This window comes from Ferrovibrio terrae (genome assembly GCF_943371255.1).
Lineage (GTDB): Bacteria > Pseudomonadota > Alphaproteobacteria > Ferrovibrionales > Ferrovibrionaceae > Ferrovibrio > Ferrovibrio terrae_B.
On record NZ_CALRUC010000021.1, the window covers coordinates 1 to 22,061 of the forward strand.

Annotated in this window: 22 protein-coding genes; 8 read left to right on the forward strand and 14 right to left on the reverse strand. The window is 63.2% G+C overall.

The genetic code is table 11. The features are described from left to right. The 10 genes from AAG799_RS06935 to AAG799_RS06980 all read right to left on the reverse strand — a co-directional run. Nucleotides 1–248 (reverse strand): ATP-binding cassette domain-containing protein (locus AAG799_RS06935; protein WP_341895079.1); only part of this gene is annotated, 248 nt, incomplete at its 3' end. Further along, nucleotides 248–1,054, reverse strand: a complete 807-nt coding sequence (locus AAG799_RS06940) for an ABC transporter permease (protein WP_341895080.1) — start codon at nucleotides 1,052–1,054, stop codon at nucleotides 248–250. The genes AAG799_RS06940 and AAG799_RS06935, both read right to left, overlap by 1 nt. Before the next feature lie 54 nt (nucleotides 1,055–1,108). After that, on the reverse strand, nucleotides 1,109–2,299 hold the full coding sequence (locus tag AAG799_RS06945) for a Xaa-Pro peptidase family protein (protein WP_341895081.1): 1,191 nt from the start codon (nucleotides 2,297–2,299) through the stop codon (nucleotides 1,109–1,111). Next, a complete protein-coding gene (locus AAG799_RS06950) occupies nucleotides 2,299–2,781 on the reverse strand; it encodes a GAF domain-containing protein (protein WP_341895082.1) in 483 nt (160 codons plus the stop codon). Before AAG799_RS06950 ends, AAG799_RS06945 begins: the two co-directional genes overlap by 1 nt. After that, complete coding sequence (locus AAG799_RS06955; RefSeq protein ID WP_341895083.1) at nucleotides 2,778–3,686, reverse strand: branched-chain amino acid ABC transporter permease; 909 nt, start codon at nucleotides 3,684–3,686, stop codon at nucleotides 2,778–2,780. The genes AAG799_RS06950 and AAG799_RS06955 overlap by 4 nt, the downstream gene beginning before the upstream one ends. After that, nucleotides 3,686–4,546: a branched-chain amino acid ABC transporter permease gene (locus AAG799_RS06960; RefSeq protein ID WP_341895084.1), complete on the reverse strand. Its 861-nt coding sequence runs from the start codon at nucleotides 4,544–4,546 to the stop codon at nucleotides 3,686–3,688. The genes AAG799_RS06955 and AAG799_RS06960 overlap by 1 nt, the downstream gene beginning before the upstream one ends. A gap of 2 nt (nucleotides 4,547–4,548) precedes the next feature. Continuing rightward, nucleotides 4,549–5,736, reverse strand: coding sequence for an ABC transporter substrate-binding protein (locus tag AAG799_RS06965; RefSeq protein WP_341895085.1), 1,188 nt, complete (start codon nucleotides 5,734–5,736; stop codon nucleotides 4,549–4,551). 29 nt (nucleotides 5,737–5,765) lie between these two features. Continuing rightward, on the reverse strand, nucleotides 5,766–6,467 hold the full coding sequence (locus AAG799_RS06970) for an ABC transporter ATP-binding protein (RefSeq protein ID WP_341895086.1): 702 nt from the start codon (nucleotides 6,465–6,467) through the stop codon (nucleotides 5,766–5,768). After that, nucleotides 6,464–7,231, reverse strand: coding sequence for an ABC transporter ATP-binding protein (locus AAG799_RS06975; protein WP_341895087.1), 768 nt, complete (start codon nucleotides 7,229–7,231; stop codon nucleotides 6,464–6,466). Before AAG799_RS06975 ends, AAG799_RS06970 begins: the two co-directional genes overlap by 4 nt. Before the next feature lie 197 nt (nucleotides 7,232–7,428). Beyond that, entirely contained in the window at nucleotides 7,429–8,316 is an 888-nt protein-coding gene (locus AAG799_RS06980; protein WP_341895088.1) for an AraC family transcriptional regulator, read from the reverse strand. Between the two features lie 556 nt (nucleotides 8,317–8,872). On the opposite strand from AAG799_RS06980, the gene AAG799_RS06985 reads away from it, so the two are divergent. The 5 genes from AAG799_RS06985 to AAG799_RS07005 all read left to right on the forward strand — a co-directional run bounded on the left by AAG799_RS06985 (nucleotide 8,873) and on the right by AAG799_RS07005 (nucleotide 13,706). After that, on the forward strand, nucleotides 8,873–9,595 hold the full coding sequence (locus AAG799_RS06985) for a GntR family transcriptional regulator (protein ID WP_341895089.1): 723 nt from the start codon (nucleotides 8,873–8,875) through the stop codon (nucleotides 9,593–9,595). A 64-nt stretch (nucleotides 9,596–9,659) separates the two neighbouring features. Further along, nucleotides 9,660–10,859, forward strand: a complete 1,200-nt coding sequence (locus tag AAG799_RS06990; protein ID WP_341895090.1) for an extracellular solute-binding protein — start codon at nucleotides 9,660–9,662, stop codon at nucleotides 10,857–10,859. Nucleotides 10,860–10,885: 26 nt separating this feature from the next. Beyond that, complete coding sequence (locus tag AAG799_RS06995) at nucleotides 10,886–11,968, forward strand: ABC transporter ATP-binding protein (protein ID WP_341895091.1); 1,083 nt, start codon at nucleotides 10,886–10,888, stop codon at nucleotides 11,966–11,968. Further along, nucleotides 11,965–12,858: an ABC transporter permease subunit gene (locus AAG799_RS07000; protein ID WP_341895092.1), complete on the forward strand. Its 894-nt coding sequence runs from the start codon at nucleotides 11,965–11,967 to the stop codon at nucleotides 12,856–12,858. Before AAG799_RS06995 ends, AAG799_RS07000 begins: the two co-directional genes overlap by 4 nt. Continuing rightward, nucleotides 12,855–13,706: an ABC transporter permease subunit gene (locus AAG799_RS07005; RefSeq protein ID WP_341895093.1), complete on the forward strand. Its 852-nt coding sequence runs from the start codon at nucleotides 12,855–12,857 to the stop codon at nucleotides 13,704–13,706. The genes AAG799_RS07000 and AAG799_RS07005 overlap by 4 nt, the downstream gene beginning before the upstream one ends. Nucleotide 13,707: 1 nt before the next feature. Here AAG799_RS07005 and ggt read toward each other — a convergent pair whose 3' ends face one another. Further along, a complete protein-coding gene (ggt, locus tag AAG799_RS07010; RefSeq protein ID WP_341895094.1) occupies nucleotides 13,708–15,486 on the reverse strand; it encodes a gamma-glutamyltransferase in 1,779 nt (592 codons plus the stop codon). 329 nt (nucleotides 15,487–15,815) lie between these two features. Between ggt and AAG799_RS07015 the strand changes: the two genes are divergently transcribed. After that, nucleotides 15,816–17,036: an ATP-binding protein gene (locus AAG799_RS07015; protein WP_341895095.1), complete on the forward strand. Its 1,221-nt coding sequence runs from the start codon at nucleotides 15,816–15,818 to the stop codon at nucleotides 17,034–17,036. Here the strand turns inward: AAG799_RS07015 and AAG799_RS07020 are convergent. Together AAG799_RS07020 and AAG799_RS07025 are read right to left on the reverse strand one after the other, a co-directional pair. Next, nucleotides 17,033–18,253: a CaiB/BaiF CoA-transferase family protein gene (locus AAG799_RS07020; protein WP_341895096.1), complete on the reverse strand. Its 1,221-nt coding sequence runs from the start codon at nucleotides 18,251–18,253 to the stop codon at nucleotides 17,033–17,035. The genes AAG799_RS07015 and AAG799_RS07020 overlap by 4 nt on opposite strands. Nucleotides 18,254–18,285: 32 nt before the next feature. Then, the gene (locus tag AAG799_RS07025) at nucleotides 18,286–19,476 is read right to left on the reverse strand and encodes an acyl-CoA dehydrogenase (protein ID WP_341895097.1); all 1,191 of its coding nucleotides are present in this window, start codon (nucleotides 19,474–19,476) and stop codon (nucleotides 18,286–18,288) included. Nucleotides 19,477–19,606: 130 nt separating this feature from the next. Between AAG799_RS07025 and AAG799_RS07030 the strand changes: the two genes are divergently transcribed. Together AAG799_RS07030 and AAG799_RS07035 are read left to right on the forward strand one after the other, a co-directional pair. Further along, a complete protein-coding gene (locus AAG799_RS07030) occupies nucleotides 19,607–20,509 on the forward strand; it encodes a LysR family transcriptional regulator (RefSeq protein WP_341895098.1) in 903 nt (300 codons plus the stop codon). Then, the gene (locus AAG799_RS07035; protein ID WP_341895099.1) at nucleotides 20,506–20,982 is read left to right on the forward strand and encodes an OsmC family protein; all 477 of its coding nucleotides are present in this window, start codon (nucleotides 20,506–20,508) and stop codon (nucleotides 20,980–20,982) included. The genes AAG799_RS07030 and AAG799_RS07035 overlap by 4 nt, the downstream gene beginning before the upstream one ends. Here AAG799_RS07035 and AAG799_RS07040 read toward each other — a convergent pair. Beyond that, a complete protein-coding gene (locus AAG799_RS07040) occupies nucleotides 20,979–21,989 on the reverse strand; it encodes an adenosine deaminase (RefSeq protein ID WP_341895100.1) in 1,011 nt (336 codons plus the stop codon). The two genes, AAG799_RS07035 and AAG799_RS07040, sit on opposite strands and share 4 nt — an antisense overlap. Between the last annotated feature and the right edge of the window lie 72 nt (nucleotides 21,990–22,061).

A 22,061-nucleotide genomic window follows, 5' to 3' on the forward strand; every position in this document is an offset into this window, starting at 1 on the left:
GACTGGAACACCATGCCGGTGTCGCGGGCATAGGGTGGCGCATGGGTGACATCCTTGCCGCCGATCAGGATCTGGCCCGCGGTCGGCGTCACGAAACCGGCAACCATGCGCAGCGTCGTGGTCTTGCCGCAGCCCGATGGACCGAGCAGAGCGACCAGCTCGCCGTCCTGCACCTCGAGATCGACATGCTCGACGGCAACCGCAGTGCCAAAATGCTTCGCCAGACTGCTGAGCTTCAACTGCGCCATCAGATTACCCGTGACAATTTTACAAAGTGATCGGTTACCGCCATCAGGATGCCGACCAGCAGGATCTGCACCGTCGCCACTGCCGCCAGCGTCGGATCGATGCGGAATTCGAGATAGCTCAGCATGGCCACCGGCAGGGTGCTGCGCCCCGGCCCGACCAGCAGCATGGTAAGGTCGAGGTTTTCGAAACTCTGGATGAAGGAGAACATCGATGCCGCTACAATCCCGGGGCGCATCATCGGCAGGGTGATCCGGCGGAACACCGTGAATGGCCGCGCCCCAAGATTGGCCGCCGCCTCTTCCGCCGCGCGATCCAGACCCTGCAGGCTGGCCGCCACCAGGCGCACGGTCCATGGAATGGTCAGCAGGGTATGGGCCGCAATCAGTCCGCCCAGCGTGGCGGTGATATCCTGGTCGAGGAAATTCTCCGTGCGGACATAAAACATATACAGTGCGGCACCGGCGACCACCCCCGGCACGGCCAACGGACCGAGCAGCAGGCTGTTGAATGCGCCGCGACCGGGTAGCGAGGAGCGAACCAGCGCCAGGGCCGCTGCCGTGCCGATCGGCACTCCGATGGCAGTCGCCAGTGCCGCAATCTGCAGGCTGGACACAAAGCCGCGGGCAAATTCCGGCCGCTGCCAGGCGTTCCAGTACCAGCGCAGGGTCAGACCATCGGGCGGGAAGCTGACGATTTCCTGCTGGAAGAAGCTGATCGTCACAATCATGACGACGGGCGCGAAGATGGCCAGATAGGCCAGCATCACCCAGCCGCGGAACAGAATGCGACGCGCAGCCACTATCATCGCGACAGCCTCAGCGGGATTTCGTCAGATCCGGAGCGAAGGAACACCGCAGCCTCAGTTGATGATCTGGTTTTCGATATTGCGCGGCGACTTGGTCAGGATTTCGGGTTGCTCGCCGACCACCACCGTATCGTCAAGACGGAAGCCGCCCAGACCATACACATAGATGCCCGGCTCAGCCGAATAGACCTCGTCCTTCAGCAGGGCGCGGTGATTGAAGGCCATGTCATCGGGATATTCATGCCCAAGGATGCCCATGCCATGGCCCGTGCGGTGCCGGATATACTGGCTGCAGCCGGCCTTCTCGATCACATGCTGGGCGGCAGCGTCGATGCTAGAAACGGCCTTGCCGGTGACAGCCGCGCCGGTCGCGGCTTCATTGGCGGCCCGGGCAACCTCGTAGAATTTGCGCTGGTCGGCCGAAGGCGCGCCGGCGAACCAGGTGCGCTCATTCTCGATCACGATGCCATTCAGCCGCGGGATGACGATATTGACCAGGACATCGCCCTTGCTGATCCTGGCACCGCAGGAGGCGCCATCGCCATGCGGCGAGGCCGAGGCCGGGCCGCTTAATGTCCAGCAGCGCATCACTTCCAGATTGGCGCCGGGAAAACGCTTGGCGCCTTCTTCCACCATCAGACTGGCCATCTGGTAATCCAGTTCCTGCACCAGCCGGCCGGGACGGATATTCTCCCGATAGCGTTCCTGCACCCAGTCGGACAGCGCACTGGCCTGCCGCATCACCTCGATTTCTTCCGGATGCTTGACCCAGCGCAGTGAACGCATGTCGCCCAGACAGGGCACCAGCTTCATATCGGGCAAGGCCGCGGCAGCACGGGCCAGGAAACCCGGCGTGCCATCGACCCCGATGCGGGATGCCGACAAGCCGGCCTTCTTCAGCAGCTCTGTCGCAATCTCCGGCAGCTGCGGCAGCAGATACTGGCGTTCGGCCACCTTGGGATGCTCGGCATAGAATTCGATCTCGTCCAGCCAGACATGGCCGCGCTCGCGCGCCATCATCATATGATGGGTCGACAACTCGTTCATGATGGCGCGCGGCTTACCGTCGCGCGGCACCACCACCATGATCGGACGCTCCCAGGGCTGAACGTCGACGTGGAAATTCGTCGCATACTGGAAGAAGTCGGCCGCCGTGAAGATCAGCGCATCAAACCGCAGGCGCTCCATCAGCTGGCGCATGGCACCAAGGCGGGAATCACGGACGGCATGGGACAGGAAGGTCATCACGAAATCCTTTCGATGCTGAGATTGACTGCCGGAAGCGACAGCTGGGCCATGAGGCGGACACTGTCTTCATGGGCTTCCGTATAATAATTCGCCTGATGCAGGAGATTGAAGGTCCCCAGCGTCTTGCCACGCCAGCGGATCGGCACATTGATGACGCTTTCGCAACCCAGCGACCAGATCAGTTCGTAATCGAAGAAGGCGGTTTTGATGTCTTCCCGCGTGCGACCGATATACGTTTCCCCGCGCTCAATGATGCGGTCCGACCATGGACTGGAGGCCATCGGTTTGGTGCCGCCGACCGGATAGGCCTGAGGGTTGCTGGTGAAGATGCGCTGGGTGACCTGCTTTTCGTGCTGGCAGACCAGGATGGTGAACAGCTTGAAGCCAGGCGTCGTGGCCAGCGCATCGCTGATCGCGGCATATAGCGCGGCCGGCTGGTCGCTGGCATCGAAAGCGGACACTACGGTACGCAGACTCATCGTTTCTCCTCCAAATAAACCGGCATTTTCTCTGGCAGCAGGCCCTGCTTGCGAACGTTGAGCACCACAATCAGAAACAGGGCGATCAGGCTTTCGCGCACCGCTGCCGCCTGGCTCGGGGCGATGAAATCCAGACTGCCGGCCAGGAACCGTGTGGCCTCGCCGAGCGCAATGACGATCACGGCACCGAGCAGCGCGCCCCGCATGTTGCCGACCCCGCCGACGGCAACCGCCAGGATGACATGGATGGTGACGATGGACTGGAAGACATCCGGCGCCACATAGGAGCTGTAATGGGCAAACAGCGCGCCGGCGAAGCCGACCAGCCCGCAGCCGACGGCAAAGGTGCGGATCTTGAAGGACAGGATACTTTTGCCGGCGACGGCAGCGACCATCTCATCCTCGCGGATGGCGCGCAGCACCCGGCCGAAGGGGCTGGCCGCCAGCCTGGAGAGCAGCAGGTAGAGGATCACGACGATGCACAGCACGATCGCCAGATACAGACTGTTGAAGGCCGTGGGCGACAGCACGCCGCGCCAGGGCCCCGGCACGCCGCTGATGCCATCGGTCCCGTTGGTCAGCCAGATCTCGTTGCTGGCGGTCAGCCGCACCAGTTCGGCCAGGCCCAGCGTGACGATGGCAAGATAATCGCCCTGCAGGCGGGCCGTGATGACCGCCACCACGACACCGACCAGCGCGCTGACCAGAACGGCGAGCGGAACCGCCAGATAGATCGGCAGTCCCAGCCTGGTTGTTACGAGAGCACTGGTATAGGCACCGACAGCGTAAAAGCCGGCCAGGCCGAGATTGACCATGCCGCCCAGACCCCAGATGAGGTTCATGCCGAGCGCCATGATGGCATAGATGCCGGCAAAGACCGTCATGGCAATCAGGTAGTTTTCCATCAGTAGCGGCGCTCCCCGAGCAGACCGCGCGGGCGGAAGGACAGAATCAGCAGAATGGCGAGGAAGCCGACGGCGGTGCGGTAGGTCGGCGCCACGGCCAGCAGGGCCAGTTCCTCGCCCAGACCGATCACGAAAGCGCCCAGCACAGCGCCGGGGATGCTGCCCAGTCCACCGACCACGGCGGCGGCAAAGACCGCCAGCATGGTGCGCGTGCCGATCAGAGGATCGATGGCGACGTCGAGGCCGATCAGCACACCGCCAACCCCGGCCAGACCCATGCCCATGAAGGTGGCGAGGTCGGTGGTGCGGGTGGCGTTGATGCCTTTCAGGCCCGCTAGGGCCGCATTGTCGGCCACCGCGCGCATCATCTTGCCCGACCGCGTGAACATCAGGAAGCAGAACAGCGCGGCCATGATGGCGATGGCATAGGCCGCATTCTCCACTTGATGCGGCGGCACCCGCAGATCGCCGAAGCGCCAGTCGCGCACCGGCGGGATATTGAAGGTGCGAAATTCGTTGCCGAAGATGAAACGCAGAACGTTTTCCAGCAGCAGGCCAAGCGCAATCGTGCCGATGGCCGCCGCCAGCGGACCTGACGGTCGCAGCCCGCTGATCATCAGCTTGTCCGAACCGACGCCGATCAGGCCCGCCACCAGAAAGGCGATGGGCAGGGTGGCCAGCAGCGGCAGGCCGCCCATGGTATTGGCCACCAGCCCGGTATAGGCGCCGATGGCCATCAGGCCGCCGACGGCGAAATTCGGAAATCTGAGTACGGCAAAAATGGCGGTGAAGCCGATGGCGGGGATCGCCAGCAACGTCCCCGCCATCAATCCATTCACCAGAATCTGGACAACCTCCATGCTTACGAAATTCCCAGCAGGCGGTTCTTGCCCGCTTCGGCAATATCGAAACGGAACTTGCAGGTGATGATGTCGCCGGTGTCGGCGAAATCGCAGGGACCGGAGGCACCTTCGTAATTCACCTCGGTCTTCTGCGCGATCAGCTTCAGGCCCTCGACGGCGGAACCGATCTTGGTGCCGCCACCCTGGCTGACCTTGCGCACATTGCCATGAATGGCAGTGCCTGACGCCTCGCCGGCCTTGGCAATGGCCAGCAGCGCCATGGTGATATGATCATAGGTCTGGCAGGAATAGGGATCAGGATCGCTCGTCCCCAGGATGTCGCAGACCTTCTTGTAGACCGGGCTGTCGACATCGGGTGACGGCGCCATGCTGGTCAGGCCCTGGGTCACCTCGGCCGGCAATGCTTCCAGCAGCTTGGCATTCGCCGCATAGGCCATGGTGTGTTTGCGGCCTTCATAGCCCAGCCTGAAAAGCTCCCGCAGCAGGGTGGTCAGGTCGGGCGTGTAGCTGTTGAAGAAGATGGTATCAGGCTTGGTCTTGATGGCCTGCTCCAGCTCGGAGCGGAAGGTCGCCTTGGCCGGATCATAGATGACATGGCCCAGAACCTCGGTCTTGGCCGCGGTCAGCACCTCGTTCACCGTATTGAAGCCGCTGACGGCAAAGGGCGTCTGCGCCGACATAACGAAGGTGCGCTTGGCACCGCGGCTGAGCAGGAATTCCGCAATGCGGGTGCTCTGCAGCTTGCTCGTCGGCTGCGTGCGGATGATGAAGCCCTGATGCGGCAGCTGCGTGATGCTGTCGGCACCGGAGACCGTGAACAGCATCACCTTGTTTTCCCAGCATAGCGGCGCCACCGCAGTGGTCACCGAACTGGCCCAGGTGCCGACGATCGCGCTCACCTTGTTGACATCGATCAGCTTGCGGGCGGCGCGCACGCCGGCCTCAGGGCTGGTCTCGTCATTTTCCGAGATCAGCTCGACCTTGCGGCCCAGCACGCCACCGGCGGCGTTGACTTCATCGACCACCGCCCGGATGGTCTTGACCATCGATGGGCCATAGGAGCCACCGGCACCGGTTTGCGGCGTCAAGGCACCGATGGCGATGGTGTTGCTCTGGGCGAAGGCGGCGCGGCCGATAAACGGCATCGCGACACCGGCGGATAACACGGCGCGACGGGTCAGTTTCATAGGCGGTACTCCCCCTGTTGCATGACTGGTTAAGCTCCGAGGAAAAGACGTCGGACGTCCCGGTCGGCTGCGAGATCCCGCGCCGGTCCGCTGCGCACCGCACGGCCGTCCACCAGGACAACGCCGCAATCGGCAATCATCAGGGCTTCATAGGCATTCTGTTCGACCATGGCGATCGAGGTGCCGCCGGCATGAATGGCCGCGATCTCGTCAAACAGCGCATCGGCCGCCTTCGGCGACAGCCCGGCTGAGGGCTCATCGAGCAGCAGCAGATCGGGATCGACCATCAGCGCCATCGCCATCGCCAGGATCTGGCGCTGCCCGCCGGACAGGGTGCGGGCCTGCTGGCGGCTTTTCTCGGCCAGCATGGGAAACCGCGCAAAGATCGACTGCATGCGCTCAGGCACCAGGGCGGGTGCAATAAAGCCGCCGATTTCCAGATTCTCCCGCACCGTCATCGTTGGGAATATGTTGGCTTCCTGGGGCACGAAGGCGATGCCGATGCGCGCCCGCTCGCGCGGTGTGGTGTCCTGGATTTCCGCATCCTTGAACAGGATGGCGCCCGATTTCAGGCGCAGCATGCCGGCAATCGATTTCAGCAGCGTGGATTTTCCCGCGCCATTCGGACCGACAATGGCGACCATCTCGCCCTTGGCAACGACAAGGTCGACGCCCTTGAGAATCTCGTCTGCCGCACCGTAGCCGCAGACGACCGCCCTAGCCTGCATCATGCCCATCGCCGGCGCCCCATATAGGCATCCTGTACCTGGTCATTCTCGGCGATCTCCTTGAACGAGCCTTGGGTCAGGCGACGCCCCTCGGCCATGACAATCACCGGATCGCAGAATTTCGAAACCATCTCCATGTGATGCTCGATCATCAGGAAGGTCACGCCTTCCTCGCGCAGACCGACAATATGCTCGGCAATCTCACCGCTTAAGGTCGGGTTCACGCCGGCCATCGGCTCGTCCAGCATGATCATCCGCGGCTCGGCCATCAGCGCGCGGCCAATCTCCAGCAGCTTTTTCTGGCCGCCCGACAGCGCCCCGGCCGGATTGTTGGCCACACGCAGCAGATTGAGTTTTCTGGCAATCTGCCAGGCGCGCGCCAGCGCCGCCTCTTCGGCAGTGCGGCCCCGGCGCAGCAGCGCCGACAGAATCGATTCATCGGGCTGCGCCTGCGCATAGAGCAGCAGGTTCTCGAGCACCGACAGGCGGGAAATGCCACGGGCGATCTGGAACGTGCGCAGCAACCCAGCCCTGCTGATGACATTCGGCGTGCAGCCGGCGATTTCCTGGCCTGCGAAGATCACGCTGCCGGCATCGGGACGCACGACACCGCTGATGCACTGGAAGGCGGTTGTCTTGCCCGCACCATTCGGGCCGATCAGCGCCGTGATCGTGCCTTCGGCCACCTCGAAATCAAGATCATTGACGGCATGAATGCCGTAGAAACTGCGCTTGAGACCGCGAACCTGCAGCAACGGCACGGTCATGTCAGACCCATCCTGCAGCTGTTGCGGGCGCCCATGGCGCCTCACTGGATTGTCCCGACCGCACGCAACGCATTGCCAAACCCCTGCACGCCCTTTCGAACGGGCTTTTGAGGCAGCCTAGATGCGGCCATCCGGCATTTCTCGCCTATCCTTGCGGCGAATGGCCAATTCTTGCTTTTTATTGAATACGACTGAAATCAGTTCGCGACGCGATAATCTCGCGGCGTCATGCCGACCAGCGAGCGAAAGACGCGGGAGAAATGCGATGCATCCTTGAATCCGCAATCCAGCGAAATCTCAAGAATGCTCAAATTATGCTCACCCAGAAGTTTTTTTGCACGGTCGATGCGCCGCTCGACGATGTAGCGGTGCGGCGAAGTGCCAACCGATTTGCGGAATTCGCGCGAGAAGTGGAACGGGCTCATGCCGGCCGCCTCGGCCATCTGCTCCAGCGAGATTTCCTTTGCCAGATTGGCCGCCACCATGTCGAGCACGCGCCGCATCTGGGCCCGGCTCGATACACCCGCCGTCATCTGGCCGGTGCCCATCACATAGCGGCGCAGGATATAGGCGATCAGGGCATGACAGAGCCCGTCTGCGATATCCTTCACGAAGGGGCCATCCTGGTCGATGATGCTGAGCATCTGCCGGCCGATCTGGCAGATCATTTCATCGGGCGAATACAGCGGATCATTGAAACGCACGGTATGCGCACCGTCATCCGCTTCGTGACCGCACATGGCGGCGATGGTGGTGCGGGGAATCATGATATGCAGCAGATCGAAGCTGCCCGGACTGAGCCAGCGGTTCTCTTCATCGGGATGCACGATGCGAACCGTGTGCTTGGCGATCGGACCAGACCAGACCTGGCGACGGCCCGCCCAGGCCTTGGCCTGCATCGGCTGGAGTATCAGCGACAGCAGGTAGTGATTGTGGCGCACCGGCCGGAATTTGAAGTCCCCGGGCTCGTTGTCGTGAGACCAGCGGAACATGGACGCGCCGGTTTCCGGCAGGGCGATCAGATTCCCGCGTGACCGAATGCCCCAGTGTTGCTCCAGGTCGGTCAGCGACATATCCGCGGTCATGAGCGAAACCCTTAGGGTGACTGCGGCATGCCAGCTTCAGCCGGCACGCCAAACTGTCACACGGTAGCGCTAAACCTCGGGACGGCTCCACAACAAAAATACTTCAATTAAAACATGGAGATGGAGTGGATTTTTCGATTCAGACGCTCCATCCGAGACCAATCCAAATATGGTTCAGATCAGTCGCCGCCTTGAAATGTTTCGACCAGTCGCCGGTTCAAAGCGCCGCTACAGTTTCACCACGGCTCGATTCCGGTGCCCGTCACAGGGCAATGAGGCTGATGCCCAGCGCCGCGCAGGGGCCGCTTGATCGATTCCATCGGCGGGCTTGTCGCCGAAAAAACAATAAAGCATTGATATAGTTTAATTTTTAATAACTTCTCCGCCAAGTATATCCGCGATCCGCAGATCCGGTTGACGCTAGTATATTAGTATTCTAATAGTCCTGCAGGCCATCGAACGAGTGGCCCGGGAGGATCATGAACCAGCCTGCAACCGCACCCGCGCCCGTATTGTGGCCACCGCATCGCGGTCGCCCTCGCAGTGGTGCTGCCTCATGAGCCAGGTGCGCGCCCAGACGGCCGCAATGCAGGTGCATGACCGCTTGCGGCAGGAAATCGTCACCGCCGCGCTGCCGCCGCGCATGCCGCTGTCGGAACAGGAACTGACCGCGCGTTTCGGCGTATCGCGCACGCCGATCCGCGAGGCCTTGCTGAAGCTGGCCGAGGAAGGCCTGGTCGATATCTATCCGCAGCACGGCTCTTTCGTCGCACCCATCCGGCTCAGCGATGTCTATGACGCACAGTTCGTGCGTGAGTCGCTCGAATGCTCCGCCATCGCGCTGGCTGCCGACCGCATCGATACCGTACAGGCGCACCAGCTCAGTGCCGTGCTCGACCGCCAGAGCGCCTTTCACAAGGTCGGCGACAATGACCGTTTTTTTGATGCCGACGAGGAAATGCATGCCACGCTGATGGCGATTGCCGGCCACCCGCAGGTCTGGCGCCAGGTCGAAAGCGCCAAGGCGCAGATGGATCGCGTGCGCCACCTCACCGTGCGGCGCCCGCTGAAGCGCAATGCAGTCCTGTCGGAACACCAGGCCATCATCGACCGCGTGCTGCAGCGCGACGCCGCCGGCGCGGTAGAGGCACTGCGCACGCATCTGCGCGGTGTGTTTCAGTCGGTGCAGGTTCTGGTCGCCGAGAACGAAGCCTATTTCGCCAGCGAATCCGAAGCCACGCCGCCCCTGCGCGGTCGCCCGGTCGGCATGCGACGGTGATGCCATGGAGGTTCAGTAAACAGACGTAGCGTTCCACTGGTTATAAACTTGGGAGGAAACAACAATGAATGAACATCAGTTCACGCGCCGCGGCCTGCTCGGCGGCGCAGCCGGTCTTGCCGCCTTCGGTCTCGCGGGCGCGCCATCCGGTGCTCTTGCTGCCGTACCACCGCTGCCCAGTGCCCCGGTGGCCCTGAATGTGGTCGATGTCGCCGGAAACCTGGCCCTGACCCAGCGTGCCATTGAAAATTATCGCGCCGCCAACCCCAAGCTGGTATCGCGCATCACCTTCACCAAGGCGCCGGCGCCGGAACTGCCCGGCAAGATCAAGGCACAGCAGGCGGCCAACCGCGTTGATATCGACATCGTGCTGACCGGCATCGATGCCCTGTCGGCCGGCGTGGACCAGAAGCTGTGGCAGCCGATCATTCCCGATTACGCCGAGAAGCTGCCCAAGCTGGACGACATCTACCTGTCCGGCGCCAAAGCCATGCAGGGCCTGGCGGCCAACCAGGGTGTCTGCATCGTGTTCTGCCAGGCCGGGCCGCTGCTGGAATACATGCCCGACCGCGTCAAGACCGTGCCGAAGACCGCGGCCGATCTGCTCGCCTGGACCAGGGCCAATCCCAACCGCTTCATGTATGCCCGCCCGGCCAATTCCGGTCCTGGCCGCGTCTTCATGATGGGCCTGCCCTATCTGCTGGGCGACAAGGATCCGAAAGATCCGAAGGATGGCTGGGACAAGACCTGGGCCTATCTCAAGGACCTCGGCCAGAATATCGAATACTACCCGTCGGGCACCGGGCCGACGATGAAGGCCCTGGGCGATGGTTCGCGCGACATGATCCCGACCCAGATGGGCTGGGATATCAACCCGCGCGCGCTCGGTGTGGTGCCGAAGGAAGCCAAGGTCGCCGCCCTCGAGGGCTTCCACTGGATTCTGGACGCGCATTATCTCTGCATCCCCAAGGGCGTCGCGCCCGAGAAGCAGGCCGTGATTGTCGACCTGCTGAACTATCTGCTGAGCAAGCCGGCGCAGGCGACCACCTATGACGAGGGCTATTTCTATCCGGGCCCAGCGGTGAAGGACGTGCCGCTGTCGATGGCGCCGCCGGAAAGCCAGAAGGTGATCGCGGAATACGGCCGGCCGGAATATGCCAAGCTGATCGCCGATACACCACAGCAGCTGCCGCTGACACCCGACAAGCTGGTCTATGCCTTCGCACGCTGGGACCAGGAAATCGGTGCCGCCAAGACCAAGTAAGTTTATAGAAAAAGAGACAGAGTATAATGGCCGGTATGTCGCATGATTTCCGCAAGCTGCGGCTCGATCGCGTGAGCCGCAGCTTCGGACTGCACAACGCTTTGCGTGACGTTTCACTGGAGGTCGCGCGCGGCGAGTTCATAGCCCTGCTCGGCCCTTCGGGCTGTGGCAAATCGACGGCGCTGAATTGCCTCGCGGGCCTGTTGCCGCTGACCGGCGGCGGCATCTGGCTCGACGAGAAGCGCATCGACCCGCTGAAGCCTGAAGAACGCGGCTTTGGCATGGTGTTCCAGAACTATGCGCTGTTCCCGCATATGAGCGCGGAAAAGAATGTCGGCTTTGGTCTGCGCATGCAGGGCCGGCCAAAAGCCGAGATCGACGACAAGGTGGCCAAGGCCATGGCACTGGTGCGGCTGGGCGAGCAGAAGCACAAGCTGCCCGGCCAGCTCTCGGGCGGCCAGCAGCAGCGCGTGGCGATTGCGCGCGCCATCGTTATCGAACCGCCGCTGGTGCTGATGGACGAGCCGCTGTCCAACCTCGATGCCAAACTGCGTCTGGAGATGCGGGCCGAGATCCGCCGCATCCACAATCTGGTCGGCTCGACAACCATCTATGTCACCCATGACCAGGACGAGGCCCTGTCGCTGGCCGACCGCATCGTGGTGATGCGCGACGGCAGCGTGCGCCAGGTCGGCCGGCCGGATGAACTGTATGCCCGCCCGGCCCATGCCGACATCGCCGAGTTCATGGGGTATCGCAACCTGCTGTCGCTGGCGATTTCCAGCATCGCGAATGGCACTGCCGAGGTCGGCATCGAACAGGGTATCCTGCAGGGCAGCCTGCTCGGCGCCGCCAAGCCGGGCGACACGGCCATCGTGGCGATCCGGCCCGACGACCTGACGCCGCGCAGCAACGGGCCGATCCGCGCCACGGTCAATTCCGCCGAGTATCGCGGTCGCGATTTCTACGGCATCGCCACCACGGCGCAGGGGCTTGAGCTGTTCTTCCGCTCCGAGCACAAGGTTTCGGCTGGCGAGCAGTTGACGCTGGGGGCCGATCCGGCCCGCGTGCTGGTCTATCCGGGCGAAGCCCGGCCGGCGGCATCATGACGGACACCGCAACCGAACGCGTGCCCCTGCGCCTGCGGCTGGCAGCCATGGGCGTCGACAACGTTACGCTGCTGGTGCTGCCGGCCGTGCTGTTCGTGCTGGCACTGTTTGTCTATCCGTTCATTTACGGTCTGATGCTGTCGCTCGAACCCAAGCAGGGCGACTGGTATGCCAACTACCAGGCATTCTTCAGCAATCCCTTCCTCTATGACACCATCGGCAAGACCCTGCGCCTGGCCGTGCCGGTCACCGCACTGTGCATCCTGCTGTCGGTGCCGATTGCGCTGCGCGTGCGCCATATGAAGCGCCAGCGCCTGCTCACGACGATTCTTGTCCTGCCCATCACGCTCGGCACCGTGCTGATCGCCGAAGGCCTGCTGAACTATCTCGGCCCGCAGGGCTGGCTGAACCGCACGCTCATCACTTTCGGCCTGATCCATGCGCCGCTGCAGCTGGTGCACAATTACTGGGGCGCCTTTCTCGGCCTGCTGATCTCGATCTTTCCCTTCACCTTCCTGCTGACGCTGTCTTACGTCACCGGCATCGACCCGGCGCTGGAGCAGGCGGCGGCAACGCTGGGCGCCCGGCCCTGGGCGCGGTTCCGCCATATCCTGCTGCCGCTGCTGGCACAGGGCCTGGCAATCAATTTCTGCCTCTCCTTCGTGCAGGCCTTCTCGGTGTTTCCCACCGCGGTGCTGCTGGGATCGCCGGCAGGATCGACCCGCGTGATCTCCATTGCCGCCTATACCGCGGCTTACGAGGCCTACGATTACCCGCTGGCCTCCACCATCGCCATGATCATGGCCGCGGTGCAGCTGCTGATCGTTGCCGGCATTCTCTCCGCGCGTGGATTGCTGTATCGCGGCCCGGTCGGCGGCGCCAAAGGATGACCATGAAGATGATCGCCATGGATCGCCATCCCCTTGCCCTGCGTGCATGGACCACCACCATCTGGGTGCTGGTCGGCTTTTTCATCCTCAACCTGCTGGCGATGATCGCCAGCGTGGTGGTGAATTCCTTTGGCACGCGCTGGTTCAACACCTGGCTGCCAAACGGCTTCACCACCAAATGGTATTTCTCGGCCTGGGCCGAATTCCAGCTCGACGACGTGCTGATCACCACCTTCCAGGTGGTCGGCGCCGTCGTCGTGCTGTCCGGCCTGCTCGGTGTGCTGGGGGCCTATGCACTGGCGCGGCGCGAATTCCCCGGCAAGCGCCTGGTGATGCTGCTGATCCTGCTGCCGCTGCTGGTGCCGCCGCTCACCTACGGCATTCCACTCGCCACCGTGCTCTACCAGTTCGGCGCCGCCGGTTCGGTCTTCGGCGTCATCCTCGCCAATCTGGTGCCGACCGTGCCCTTCGTGATCCTGGTGATGATCCCCTTCATCGAACAGATCGATCCGCGCATCGAGGCCGCTGCCCGCGTCTTCGGCGCCAATTCGCGCCAGATGTTCGTGTATGTGCTGGTACCCTTGCTGGCGCCCGGTATCCTGGCCGCCCTGCTGATGGTGCTGGTCCGCACCATTGCGATGTTCGAGCTGACTTTCTTCACTGCCGGACCCAGCAGCCAGACGCTGGTGGTGGCGCTGTATTATGCCGTCTATGCCGCCGGCGTGCGGGCCGGACAGTCGATCGATGCCATGGCAGTGATCTATATGGCGACCACCATGGTGTGGCTGCTGATCGCCCTGCGCTTCGTCAATCCGACGCAGCTGGTGACGCGGGTGAAGAAATCCTAGATCAACGCCCCCGCGCCACACCCTCACGGCGCGGATCGGCGCCACCGATCAGGCCGCCATCGGGTACCAGCTCGATGCCCTGCAGGCCGCTGTTCAGCTCGATCACGCTCACCTTGTGGCCGCGCGCCCGCATGGTCTCGGCCAGACCGGCGGCCGGCGTGTCCTTTTCCAGCTCAAGACCGGTGTTGCGATCCAGGTAATGCGGCAGGCTGATTGCCTGCTGGATATCCAGCTTCCAGTCGAGCACGCCGATGATGGCCTGGGCGACATAGCCGAGGATGCGGCTGCCGCCGGGCGAGCCCACCACCAGGCGCAGCGAGCCATCGCCATTGAACACCACCGTGGGCGCCATCGAGCTGCGCGGCCGCTTGCCTGGCGCGATCCGGTTGGCCACCGGGCGGCCATTCTCCTCGGCTTCCGAGGAGAAGTCGGTCAGCTGGTTGTTGAGCAGAAAGCCGTGGATCATCTGCTTCGAGCCAAAGACATTCTCAATCGTCACCGTCATCGCCACCGCATTGCGCTGCGTATCCACCGTCGAGACATGGGTGGTGGACGGCAGTTCCAGCGCACTGTCGCGGCCAAAGGACTGCGCGGCACCATGCTTGGTGGGTGGCTCACCGGGTTGCGCCGGCTGGCTGCTGCCCTGCACCGGATCGACCAGCCGGGCACGGCCAGCCAGATAGCCGCGGTCGGTCATGCCACCGAGCGGCATCTGCACATGATCGGGATCGGCGACATAATAATCACGGTCGGCATAGCCGAGCCGCTCGGCCTGCGCGATCAGATGCACCGCCTCGGGCGACAGCGGCGGATGCCGGGCAAGATCGAAATGCGACAGAATCCCCAGCGCCTGCAGCATGTTCACCGCCGAGGATGGCGGCGGCATGGTACAGACCTTGTAAACACGATAGGGCGCACAGACCGGGTCGCGTTCCTGCGCGCGATAGCCGGCGAGGTCGTCCAGCGTCATCATCCCCGGATTGCCGGCCGCGGTGTTGATGGTGGCGACGATATCGGCGGCAATCGCGCCGCGATAAAAGGCATCGGCGCCTTCGCTGGCGATCCGCCGCAGCACAGCGGCGAAGGCCGGGTTCGCCAGCAGGCTGCCGACCGGCTTCGGTGCGCCATCGGCGGTGTAGAACAGCGCGCGCGCCGGCGGGATATCGCGCAGATAACGGTCCTGGTTCAGCAACTCATGCAGACGCGGTGAAACCGCAAAGCCCGCCTCGGCCAGGCGGATCGCCGGCTGGAACAGATCGGCCCAGGGCAGTTTGCCATATTCGGCATGCACCAGTTCAAACATGCGCAGCATGCCCGGCACGCCCACCGAAGCGCCGCCAACCACGGCATCCATGAAACTCCGCTTCTTGCCGGCCGCATCATAAAACAGCCGCAGGTTCACCCCGGCCGGAGCGGTTTCGCGGCCATCAAAGGCGCGCAGGCGTCGGCGGGCATTGTCCCAGACCAGCATGAAACCGCCGCCGCCGATGCCGGCCGACTGCGGCTCAACCAGATTGAGCACCAGGGCCGTCGCAATCGCGGCATCCACAGCCGAGCCACCGCTGGCCATGATCTGCGCACCGGCCTCGGCCGCATGGGGATTGGCGGCAGCTGCCAGATACTGGCTGGCGCGCACCGCTGTCTTTTCCGTACGCCCGGTGGCTGCCTCCGGCGCGATACTCTCAAACGTCGGCCTCGGCTGCGCCCATGCCGGCACAATCGTCAGCACAAGCATAACCACCAGAAGTCCCGGTATCCGGCCGATGCGCTTGGGCGTCATGACGACATTCCTGGTTCGAAAGCTGCAACCTGCCGCAACAGATAGCGCCCGGTCAGAGATAATCTGCCACACGCGATGGATTTCACGACCGGCGTCACCGCAACCGGTGCGGCATCTGTGCCTTGACCATCTGTCCGCTGAACACGGCCACGCTGTAAAAAGCCGGCCGGCGGTATAGGGCTGGATATTGATTTCATTGGCTCTTTTTGTAGCACCGACAAATGCCGTAGCGTTATCGGAAAGTAAGGCAAAGCGCCGCAGATGCTGCGGTAGCGTCGGTTTCAGCCAGAGTCGCAGTCGCGCCGACCACAAGCTCGCAACGAGACGCCATGACCGTTCCAGCCGCACTGCCCGCCAATGAAGACCAGCGCCTTGCCGTACTGCGCGACTACTGCATTCTCGACACCGAACCGGATGAGCGTTTTGACCGCGTAACGGCGCTGGCAGCCGACCTGCTGGATGCTCCGATTGCGCTGATCTCCCTGGTCGATGCCGAGCGCCAGTGGTTCAAATCCAATCACGGGCTGTCAGTGCGGGAAACCCCGCGCGACATCGCCTTCTGCGCCCACGCCATTCTCGGTGACGTACCCTTCATCGTCGAGAATGCAGCGGAGCATCCGCTGTTTCACAAAAATCCACTGGTGCTGGGGGCACCCGGCATTCGCTTTTATGCCGGTGCGCCACTCTGCAGCAGCGAAGGCCAGCGCCTCGGTACATTCTGCGTCATCGATCGCAAACCACGCATCCTGCGACCAGCAGATATTGCCCGCCTGGTCAAACTGGCTGCGATTGCCGCCGATGAACTGGAGCTGCACAAGGCCCGCGTGCAGGCCGAGCGCCTGTCTGCCGCACAGGCCGTAGCCAACCAGATGAAAAGCAGGTTCCTCAGCTCGATGAGCCACGAATTCCGCACACCGCTCAATGCCATTCTGGGGTTTTCCCAGGTTCTGGAAATGAATATGAGCAAGCGGCTGAGCCAGGATGAAATCGAGTATGTCAGCTCGATCAAGAATGCCGGGCATATTCTGTTGCGGTTGACCGATGGCATGCTGACCATGGCGCAGCTTGAGGCCGGCATGATCCCACTCAATCTCGAGCCGATCAGCGCCCAGGATGTGATCAATGAGGCTTTCCAGCTGCACAACCCCGCCGCCCGGATCAATGGCGTGGTGCTGAGCCAGCGGCTCTGCGACACCGAAATCAGTTTCCGCGCCGACTACACCCAGCTGCAGCGCGTGCTGGGCAATTTTGTCAGCAATGCCTTCAAGTTCACTCCCGCCAACGGCACGGTGATGCTGGGCTGCGAATGTGACGATAACCGCCAGATCACCCTCTATGTGCAGGACACCGGCTGCGGCATCGCCAGCGCATACCGGCAGGATGCATTCCAGAGCTTCAACCGGCTCGGCCGCGAGGGTAGCGCAGTGGCCGGCACCGGCCTGGGTCTGGCCATTGCCCGGCGCCTGACCCATGCGATGGGCGGCGAGATCGGCTTCGAAAGCCAGGAGAAAATTGGCAGCCGATTCTGGGTTCGCTTCCAGGCCGCCTAGATCACGCCCTTCTTGCGCAGTTCGGCCAGCCTGGCGGCATCGAGGCCCAGCTGCTCACGCAGCACCTCGTCGGTATGCTCGCCCAGCAAAGGCGGGCCACGGTCGTAGGAGACCGCCGAGTCCGACAGGCGCAGCGGGCTTGCCACGCTGGGCAGGCTGCCCTGCTGGCTGTGCGGCACGGTTTTCTGCAGGCCGCGCGCCTGCACATGCGGATCGGCAAAGACGCGGTCGACGGTGTTGATCGGGCCACAGGGCACCTGGCGCTTTTCCAGGGCCGCGATCAGGTCATCCATCGTGCGCTGCCTCGTCTCCGCCTCGATGGCCGCCACCACCGCGGCGCGATGATTCAGCCGCTCGATATTGGTGGCGAAGCGCGGATCGGTCTTCCATTCCGGATGGCCAAGTTCATCGGCCAGCTTGGCGAACTGGCCATCATTGCCGACGGCGATGATGACATGGCCATCGGAAGCCGGGAAACTCTGGTAGGGCACGATGGCGGCATGGCCGTTGCCCATGCGCACCGGGGCCTCGCCGCCGATCAGGTAATAGGTCGCCTGGTTGGCCAGCGTCGCGACCTGCACATCCAGCAGCGCCATGTCGATATACTGGCCCTTGCCGCTGCGATGCCGCTGGTTCAGCGCGCCAAGGATGGCGATGGTCGAATACAGCCCGGTCATCACATCGGCCAGCGCCACGCCGGCCTTCTGCGGCCCGCCGCCCGGCAGGTCATCCTTCTCGCCGGTCACGCTCATCAAGCCGCCCATGCCCTGGACGATGAAATCGTAGCCGGCGCGCGGCGCATACGGCCCGGTCTGGCCGAAGCCGGTGATCGAGCAGTAGACCAGGCGCGGATTGAGTTTTGAAAGGCTGTCGTAATCCAGCCCGTATTTCTTCAGCCCGCCAAGCTTGTAATTCTCCACCACCACATCGGCCCTGGCCGCCAGATCGCGCAGGATCTGCTGGCCTTCCGGCGTCGCCATGTCGACGGTGACCGAGCGCTTGCCGCGATTGGCGGCCAGGTAATAGGCGGAATCGGCGCGGGCGCCGGTTTCGGGGTCTTTCAGATAGACCGGACCCCATTTGCGCGTGTCATCGCCCTCGCCGGGCTTTTCCACCTTGATCACGGTGGCGCCGAGATCGGCGAGGTTCTGGGTACACCAGGGCCCCGCCAGCACACGGCTGAGATCGAGCACAACGATATCGTCGAGCGCACGCATCCCGGCGCCTCCGCCTGTTACTTGTGGAGGGTTCAGTAGAACGCCTGAATGCCAGTCATGGCGCGGCCGAGAATCAGCGCGTGAACGTCATGCGTGCCCTCGTAGGTGTTCACCGTCTCCAGATTCACCAGATGCCGCATCACATGATAATCCTCATGGATGCCGTTGCCGCCGTGCATGTCGCGCGCCATGCGGGCGATATCCAGCGCCTTGCCGCAGTTGTTACGCTTGATCAGCGAAATCATTTCCGGGGTTTCCTGGCCGGCATCGCGCAGGCGACCGACGCGCAAGGCAGCATTGAGGCCGAGCGCGATTTCGGTCTGCATGTTGGCCAATTTAAGCTGGATGATCTGGTTGGCGGCGAGCGGCCGGTTGAACTGCTTGCGGTCCAGCACATACTGGCGCGCCTGGTGCCAGCAGGCTTCCGCCGCCCCCATGGCGCCCCAGGCGATGCCGTAGCGCGCGCTGTTCAGACAGCCGAACGGGCCCTTCAGGCCCTGCACATTCGGCAGCAGGTTTTCTTCCGGCACGAAGACGCCGTCCATGACGATCTCGCCGGTGATCGAGGCGCGCAAGGAGAGCTTGCCGTTGATCTTCGGCGCCGACAGGCCCTTCATGCCTTTTTCCAGGATGAAGCCGCGGATGATGCCATCCTCGGTCTTGGCCCAGACGACGAAGACCTGGGCCAACGGCGAGTTGGAAATCCACATCTTGGCGCCGGTCAGCTCGTAACCACCGGACACCTGCTTGGCGCGGGTCTTCATGCCGCCCGGATCGGAACCGTGATCGGGCTCGGTAAGGCCGAAGCAGCCGATCCATTCGCCGGTCGCCAGCTTGGGCAGATACTTTTCGCGCTGGGCTTCCGAGCCATAGGCGTAGATCGGATACATCACCAGGCTGGACTGCACGCTCATCATCGAGCGGTAGCCGGAATCGACGGCCTCGACTTCACGGGCGACCAGGCCATAGGCGACGTAAGACGCGCCGGCGCAGCCATAGCCATCGATCATCGAACCGAGCAGGCCGAGTTCGCCCATCTCGCGGAAGATCGCCGGATCGGTCTTTTCCTCGCGGAAGGCTTCCTTCACGCGCGGCAGCAGCTTGCTCTGGCAGTAGTCGCGCGCAGAGTCGCGAATCAGGCGCTCGTCCTCGGTCAGCTCCGCGTCCAGGTTGAACGGGTCTTCCCACTTGAAGGCGGCTTTGGTTTTGGACTGCACGTTCATGGCGGTTTCCTCGGACTGCGTGTTTTGAGGGAAGAGTATACCCCTCGGCTGGCCCGGCAAGCTGCCCGAGCGACGCTTGGCGCGCAAACGATTATTCGCTATTACTTGATGACTGGAGGTTATCAAGTTTATGGCTCTTCCCCGCCGTTTCCTGCCACCGCTCTCGGCCCTTACCGCCTTTGAGGCCGCCGCCCGCCATGAAAGTTTCACGGCTGCCGCCGCCGAGCTGAATGTCAGCCAGGCGGCGATCAGCCGCCGGGTGCAGCTGCTCGAGGAATTGCTGGGGCTGACACTGTTCGAGCGCATCCGCCAGCGCGTGGTGCTCACGCCCGCGGGTGCCGCCTATGCGCGCGAGCTGCAGGATGCGCTGGGCCGCATCGGCACCGCCACCGTGAACACCATGGCGGCGCGCAGCGGCAATGCCATTCTCTCGGTCGCAACCCTGCCCACCTTCGGCACGCGCTGGCTGATCCCGCGCCTGCCCGACTTCGCAGCAAAACATCCGCAGATCACAGTGAACCTGCCGACCCGGATCGAGACCTTCGATTTTGCCGCCGAGCCGCTGGATGCGGCGATCTCGTTCGGCGATCCGGTCTGGCCCGGCGCCGTGGTCGACCGCCTGATCGAGGAAGAGCTGGTGCCGGTGGCGTCGAAAAAGCTGCTGGCGAAGCATCGCGTGCGCAAGCCGGAAGACCTGTTCAAGCTGCCGCTGCTGCAGCAGTCGACACGGCCATCGGCCTGGGGCGACTGGTTCGCCGCCTTAGGCATTGCCGCGCCGCAGGTGACGCTGGGCCCGCGCTATGGCCAGTTCGCCATGGTGGTGCAGGCCGCCGTGGTGGGGCTGGGCGCTGCGATCGTGCCGCGCTTCCTGGTCGAGCCGGAACTGAAGGATGGCAGCCTGGTGGCGCCGTTCGAGCAGACCATCGGCAGCAAGCAGGCCTATTGCCTGTTCTATCCCGAAGCCCGTCGCAACGATCCGGTGCTGCGCGCCTTTCGCGACTGGCTGCTGAAGATGGCGCACGGCACATCTTGACCGATATCAAGGCGCCCGGGCGCCAACCTGGCAAACTGGCACCCTTCCTCGCTCAAAGGCGGCCGTTAATGCTGGAATACAGGATTACTGCGACACGGATCGATGCTGCCGGCAGTGTGGCGCACTGCAAAGACGCGCAAATCACCCTGGACACCGGCATGGCAGGGCGCCCTGATGCCTTGAATCCTGCAGAGCTGTTCCTGGCCGCCATTGCCGCCTGCATGATCAAAGGGATCGAGCGCGTGGCCCCAATGCTGAAATTCTCAATGCGTGGCGTCGAGGTACGTCTGCATGGCCAGCGGCAGGACAGCCCGCCGAAAATGGTCGCCATCGACTATGAGCTGATCGTCGACACGGACGAGCCGGATCGCCGGTTGGAACTGCTCCACCAGAATGTCCGAAAATACGGAACAATTTCCAATACGGTCGCAGAGGCGACCAAGCTCGAAGGGGTAATCCGGCGACGCAACTAGCCGACAGCGTAGGCTGTCAGGACGCCAAGATGGCGCTGCTGCTCGGCCCTGTCGATGAAGGCGGCGCGGAAACTGTTGGCCGCCAGCGTCACGATCTCGTCGCGGCTCAGATCCAGCGCCTGCTGCACCGCGCTGTAATTCTCGTTCACATAGCCGCCGAAATAGGCCGGGTCGTCGGAATTGATCGTCGCCACCAGACCGGCCTGCAGCATGCGGCGCAGCGGATGCCGGGTCATGTCGTTCACCACGCAAAGCCGCAGGTTCGACAGCGGGCAGACCGTGAGCGGCATCGCCTCGCGCGCCAGCCGCGCGGTCAGCCGCTCGTCTTCCAGCGCGCGGTTGCCATGGTCGATGCGTTGTACCTGCAGCAGGTCGAGCGCTTCCCACACATACTCCGGCGGCCCTTCCTCGCCGGCATGCGCCACGGCCTTGAGGCCGATGCCACGGGCACGGGCGAACACGGTCTGGAATTTCGACGGCGGATGGCCTTTTTCAGACGAATCAAGACCAACACCGATGAAGCGGTCACGCCAGGGCAGGGCCTCGTTCAGCGTGCGTAGCGCGCTCGCCTCATCCAGATGGCGCAGGAAGCACAGGATCATGCTGATGCTCATGCCGAACTGCGCTTCCGCATCGGCTTTCGCCCGCCACAACCCGTCGATCATGGTCTGGAACGGCACGCCGCGCTCGGTATGGCCCTGCGGATCGAAAAAGATTTCGGCATGGCGCACGGCCTGGGCAGCAGCGCGGCGGAAATAGGCCATGGCGAGGTCGTAAAAATCCTGCTCGGTCACCAGCACGCTCATGCCCTGGTAATACAGATCGAGAAAATCCTGCAGGTTGCCGAAGCGATAGGCGCCGCGCAGCGCCTCGACCGAGTCATAGGGAAAAGCCACCTTGTTGCGCTGCGCCAGCGCATACATCAGCTCAGGCTCGAAGGTGCCTTCGATATGGACATGCAACTCCGCCTTGGGCAGGCCGGCGATGAAAGCGGATAAATCGGTCATGCCGACAAGGTAGCGCGCAGGCCGCGCCGCGACAACAATTGTGCCTGTTGTTATATTGGGTGCCATCCTTCA

What these genes read in the sequence shown, in the direction of transcription:
- ggt (WP_341895094.1), bottom strand. Translation starts at nt 15,486, where the DNA reads ATGACGCCCAAGCGCATCGGCCGGATACCGGGACTTCTGGTGGTTATG.
- AAG799_RS06970 (WP_341895086.1), bottom strand. Translation starts at nt 6,467, where the DNA reads ATGATGCAGGCTAGGGCGGTCGTCTGCGGCTACGGTGCGGCAGACGAG.
- AAG799_RS07015 (WP_341895095.1), top strand. Translation starts at nt 15,816, where the DNA reads ATGACCGTTCCAGCCGCACTGCCCGCCAATGAAGACCAGCGCCTTGCC.
- AAG799_RS06975 (WP_341895087.1), bottom strand. Translation starts at nt 7,231, where the DNA reads ATGACCGTGCCGTTGCTGCAGGTTCGCGGTCTCAAGCGCAGTTTCTAC.
- AAG799_RS06950 (WP_341895082.1), bottom strand. Translation starts at nt 2,781, where the DNA reads ATGAGTCTGCGTACCGTAGTGTCCGCTTTCGATGCCAGCGACCAGCCG.
- AAG799_RS06940 (WP_341895080.1), bottom strand. Translation starts at nt 1,054, where the DNA reads ATGATAGTGGCTGCGCGTCGCATTCTGTTCCGCGGCTGGGTGATGCTG.
- AAG799_RS06980 (WP_341895088.1), bottom strand. Translation starts at nt 8,316, where the DNA reads ATGACCGCGGATATGTCGCTGACCGACCTGGAGCAACACTGGGGCATT.
- AAG799_RS06960 (WP_341895084.1), bottom strand. Translation starts at nt 4,546, where the DNA reads ATGGAGGTTGTCCAGATTCTGGTGAATGGATTGATGGCGGGGACGTTG.
- AAG799_RS07025 (WP_341895097.1), bottom strand. Translation starts at nt 19,476, where the DNA reads ATGAACGTGCAGTCCAAAACCAAAGCCGCCTTCAAGTGGGAAGACCCG.
- AAG799_RS07005 (WP_341895093.1), top strand. Translation starts at nt 12,855, where the DNA reads ATGACCATGAAGATGATCGCCATGGATCGCCATCCCCTTGCCCTGCGT.
- AAG799_RS07000 (WP_341895092.1), top strand. Translation starts at nt 11,965, where the DNA reads ATGACGGACACCGCAACCGAACGCGTGCCCCTGCGCCTGCGGCTGGCA.
- AAG799_RS06985 (WP_341895089.1), top strand. Translation starts at nt 8,873, where the DNA reads ATGAGCCAGGTGCGCGCCCAGACGGCCGCAATGCAGGTGCATGACCGC.
- AAG799_RS07030 (WP_341895098.1), top strand. Translation starts at nt 19,607, where the DNA reads ATGGCTCTTCCCCGCCGTTTCCTGCCACCGCTCTCGGCCCTTACCGCC.
- AAG799_RS06965 (WP_341895085.1), bottom strand. Translation starts at nt 5,736, where the DNA reads ATGAAACTGACCCGTCGCGCCGTGTTATCCGCCGGTGTCGCGATGCCG.
- AAG799_RS07040 (WP_341895100.1), bottom strand. Translation starts at nt 21,989, where the DNA reads ATGACCGATTTATCCGCTTTCATCGCCGGCCTGCCCAAGGCGGAGTTG.
- AAG799_RS06945 (WP_341895081.1), bottom strand. Translation starts at nt 2,299, where the DNA reads ATGACCTTCCTGTCCCATGCCGTCCGTGATTCCCGCCTTGGTGCCATG.
- AAG799_RS06990 (WP_341895090.1), top strand. Translation starts at nt 9,660, where the DNA reads ATGAATGAACATCAGTTCACGCGCCGCGGCCTGCTCGGCGGCGCAGCC.
- AAG799_RS07020 (WP_341895096.1), bottom strand. Translation starts at nt 18,253, where the DNA reads ATGCGTGCGCTCGACGATATCGTTGTGCTCGATCTCAGCCGTGTGCTG.
- AAG799_RS06955 (WP_341895083.1), bottom strand. Translation starts at nt 3,686, where the DNA reads ATGGAAAACTACCTGATTGCCATGACGGTCTTTGCCGGCATCTATGCC.
- AAG799_RS06995 (WP_341895091.1), top strand. Translation starts at nt 10,886, where the DNA reads ATGGCCGGTATGTCGCATGATTTCCGCAAGCTGCGGCTCGATCGCGTG.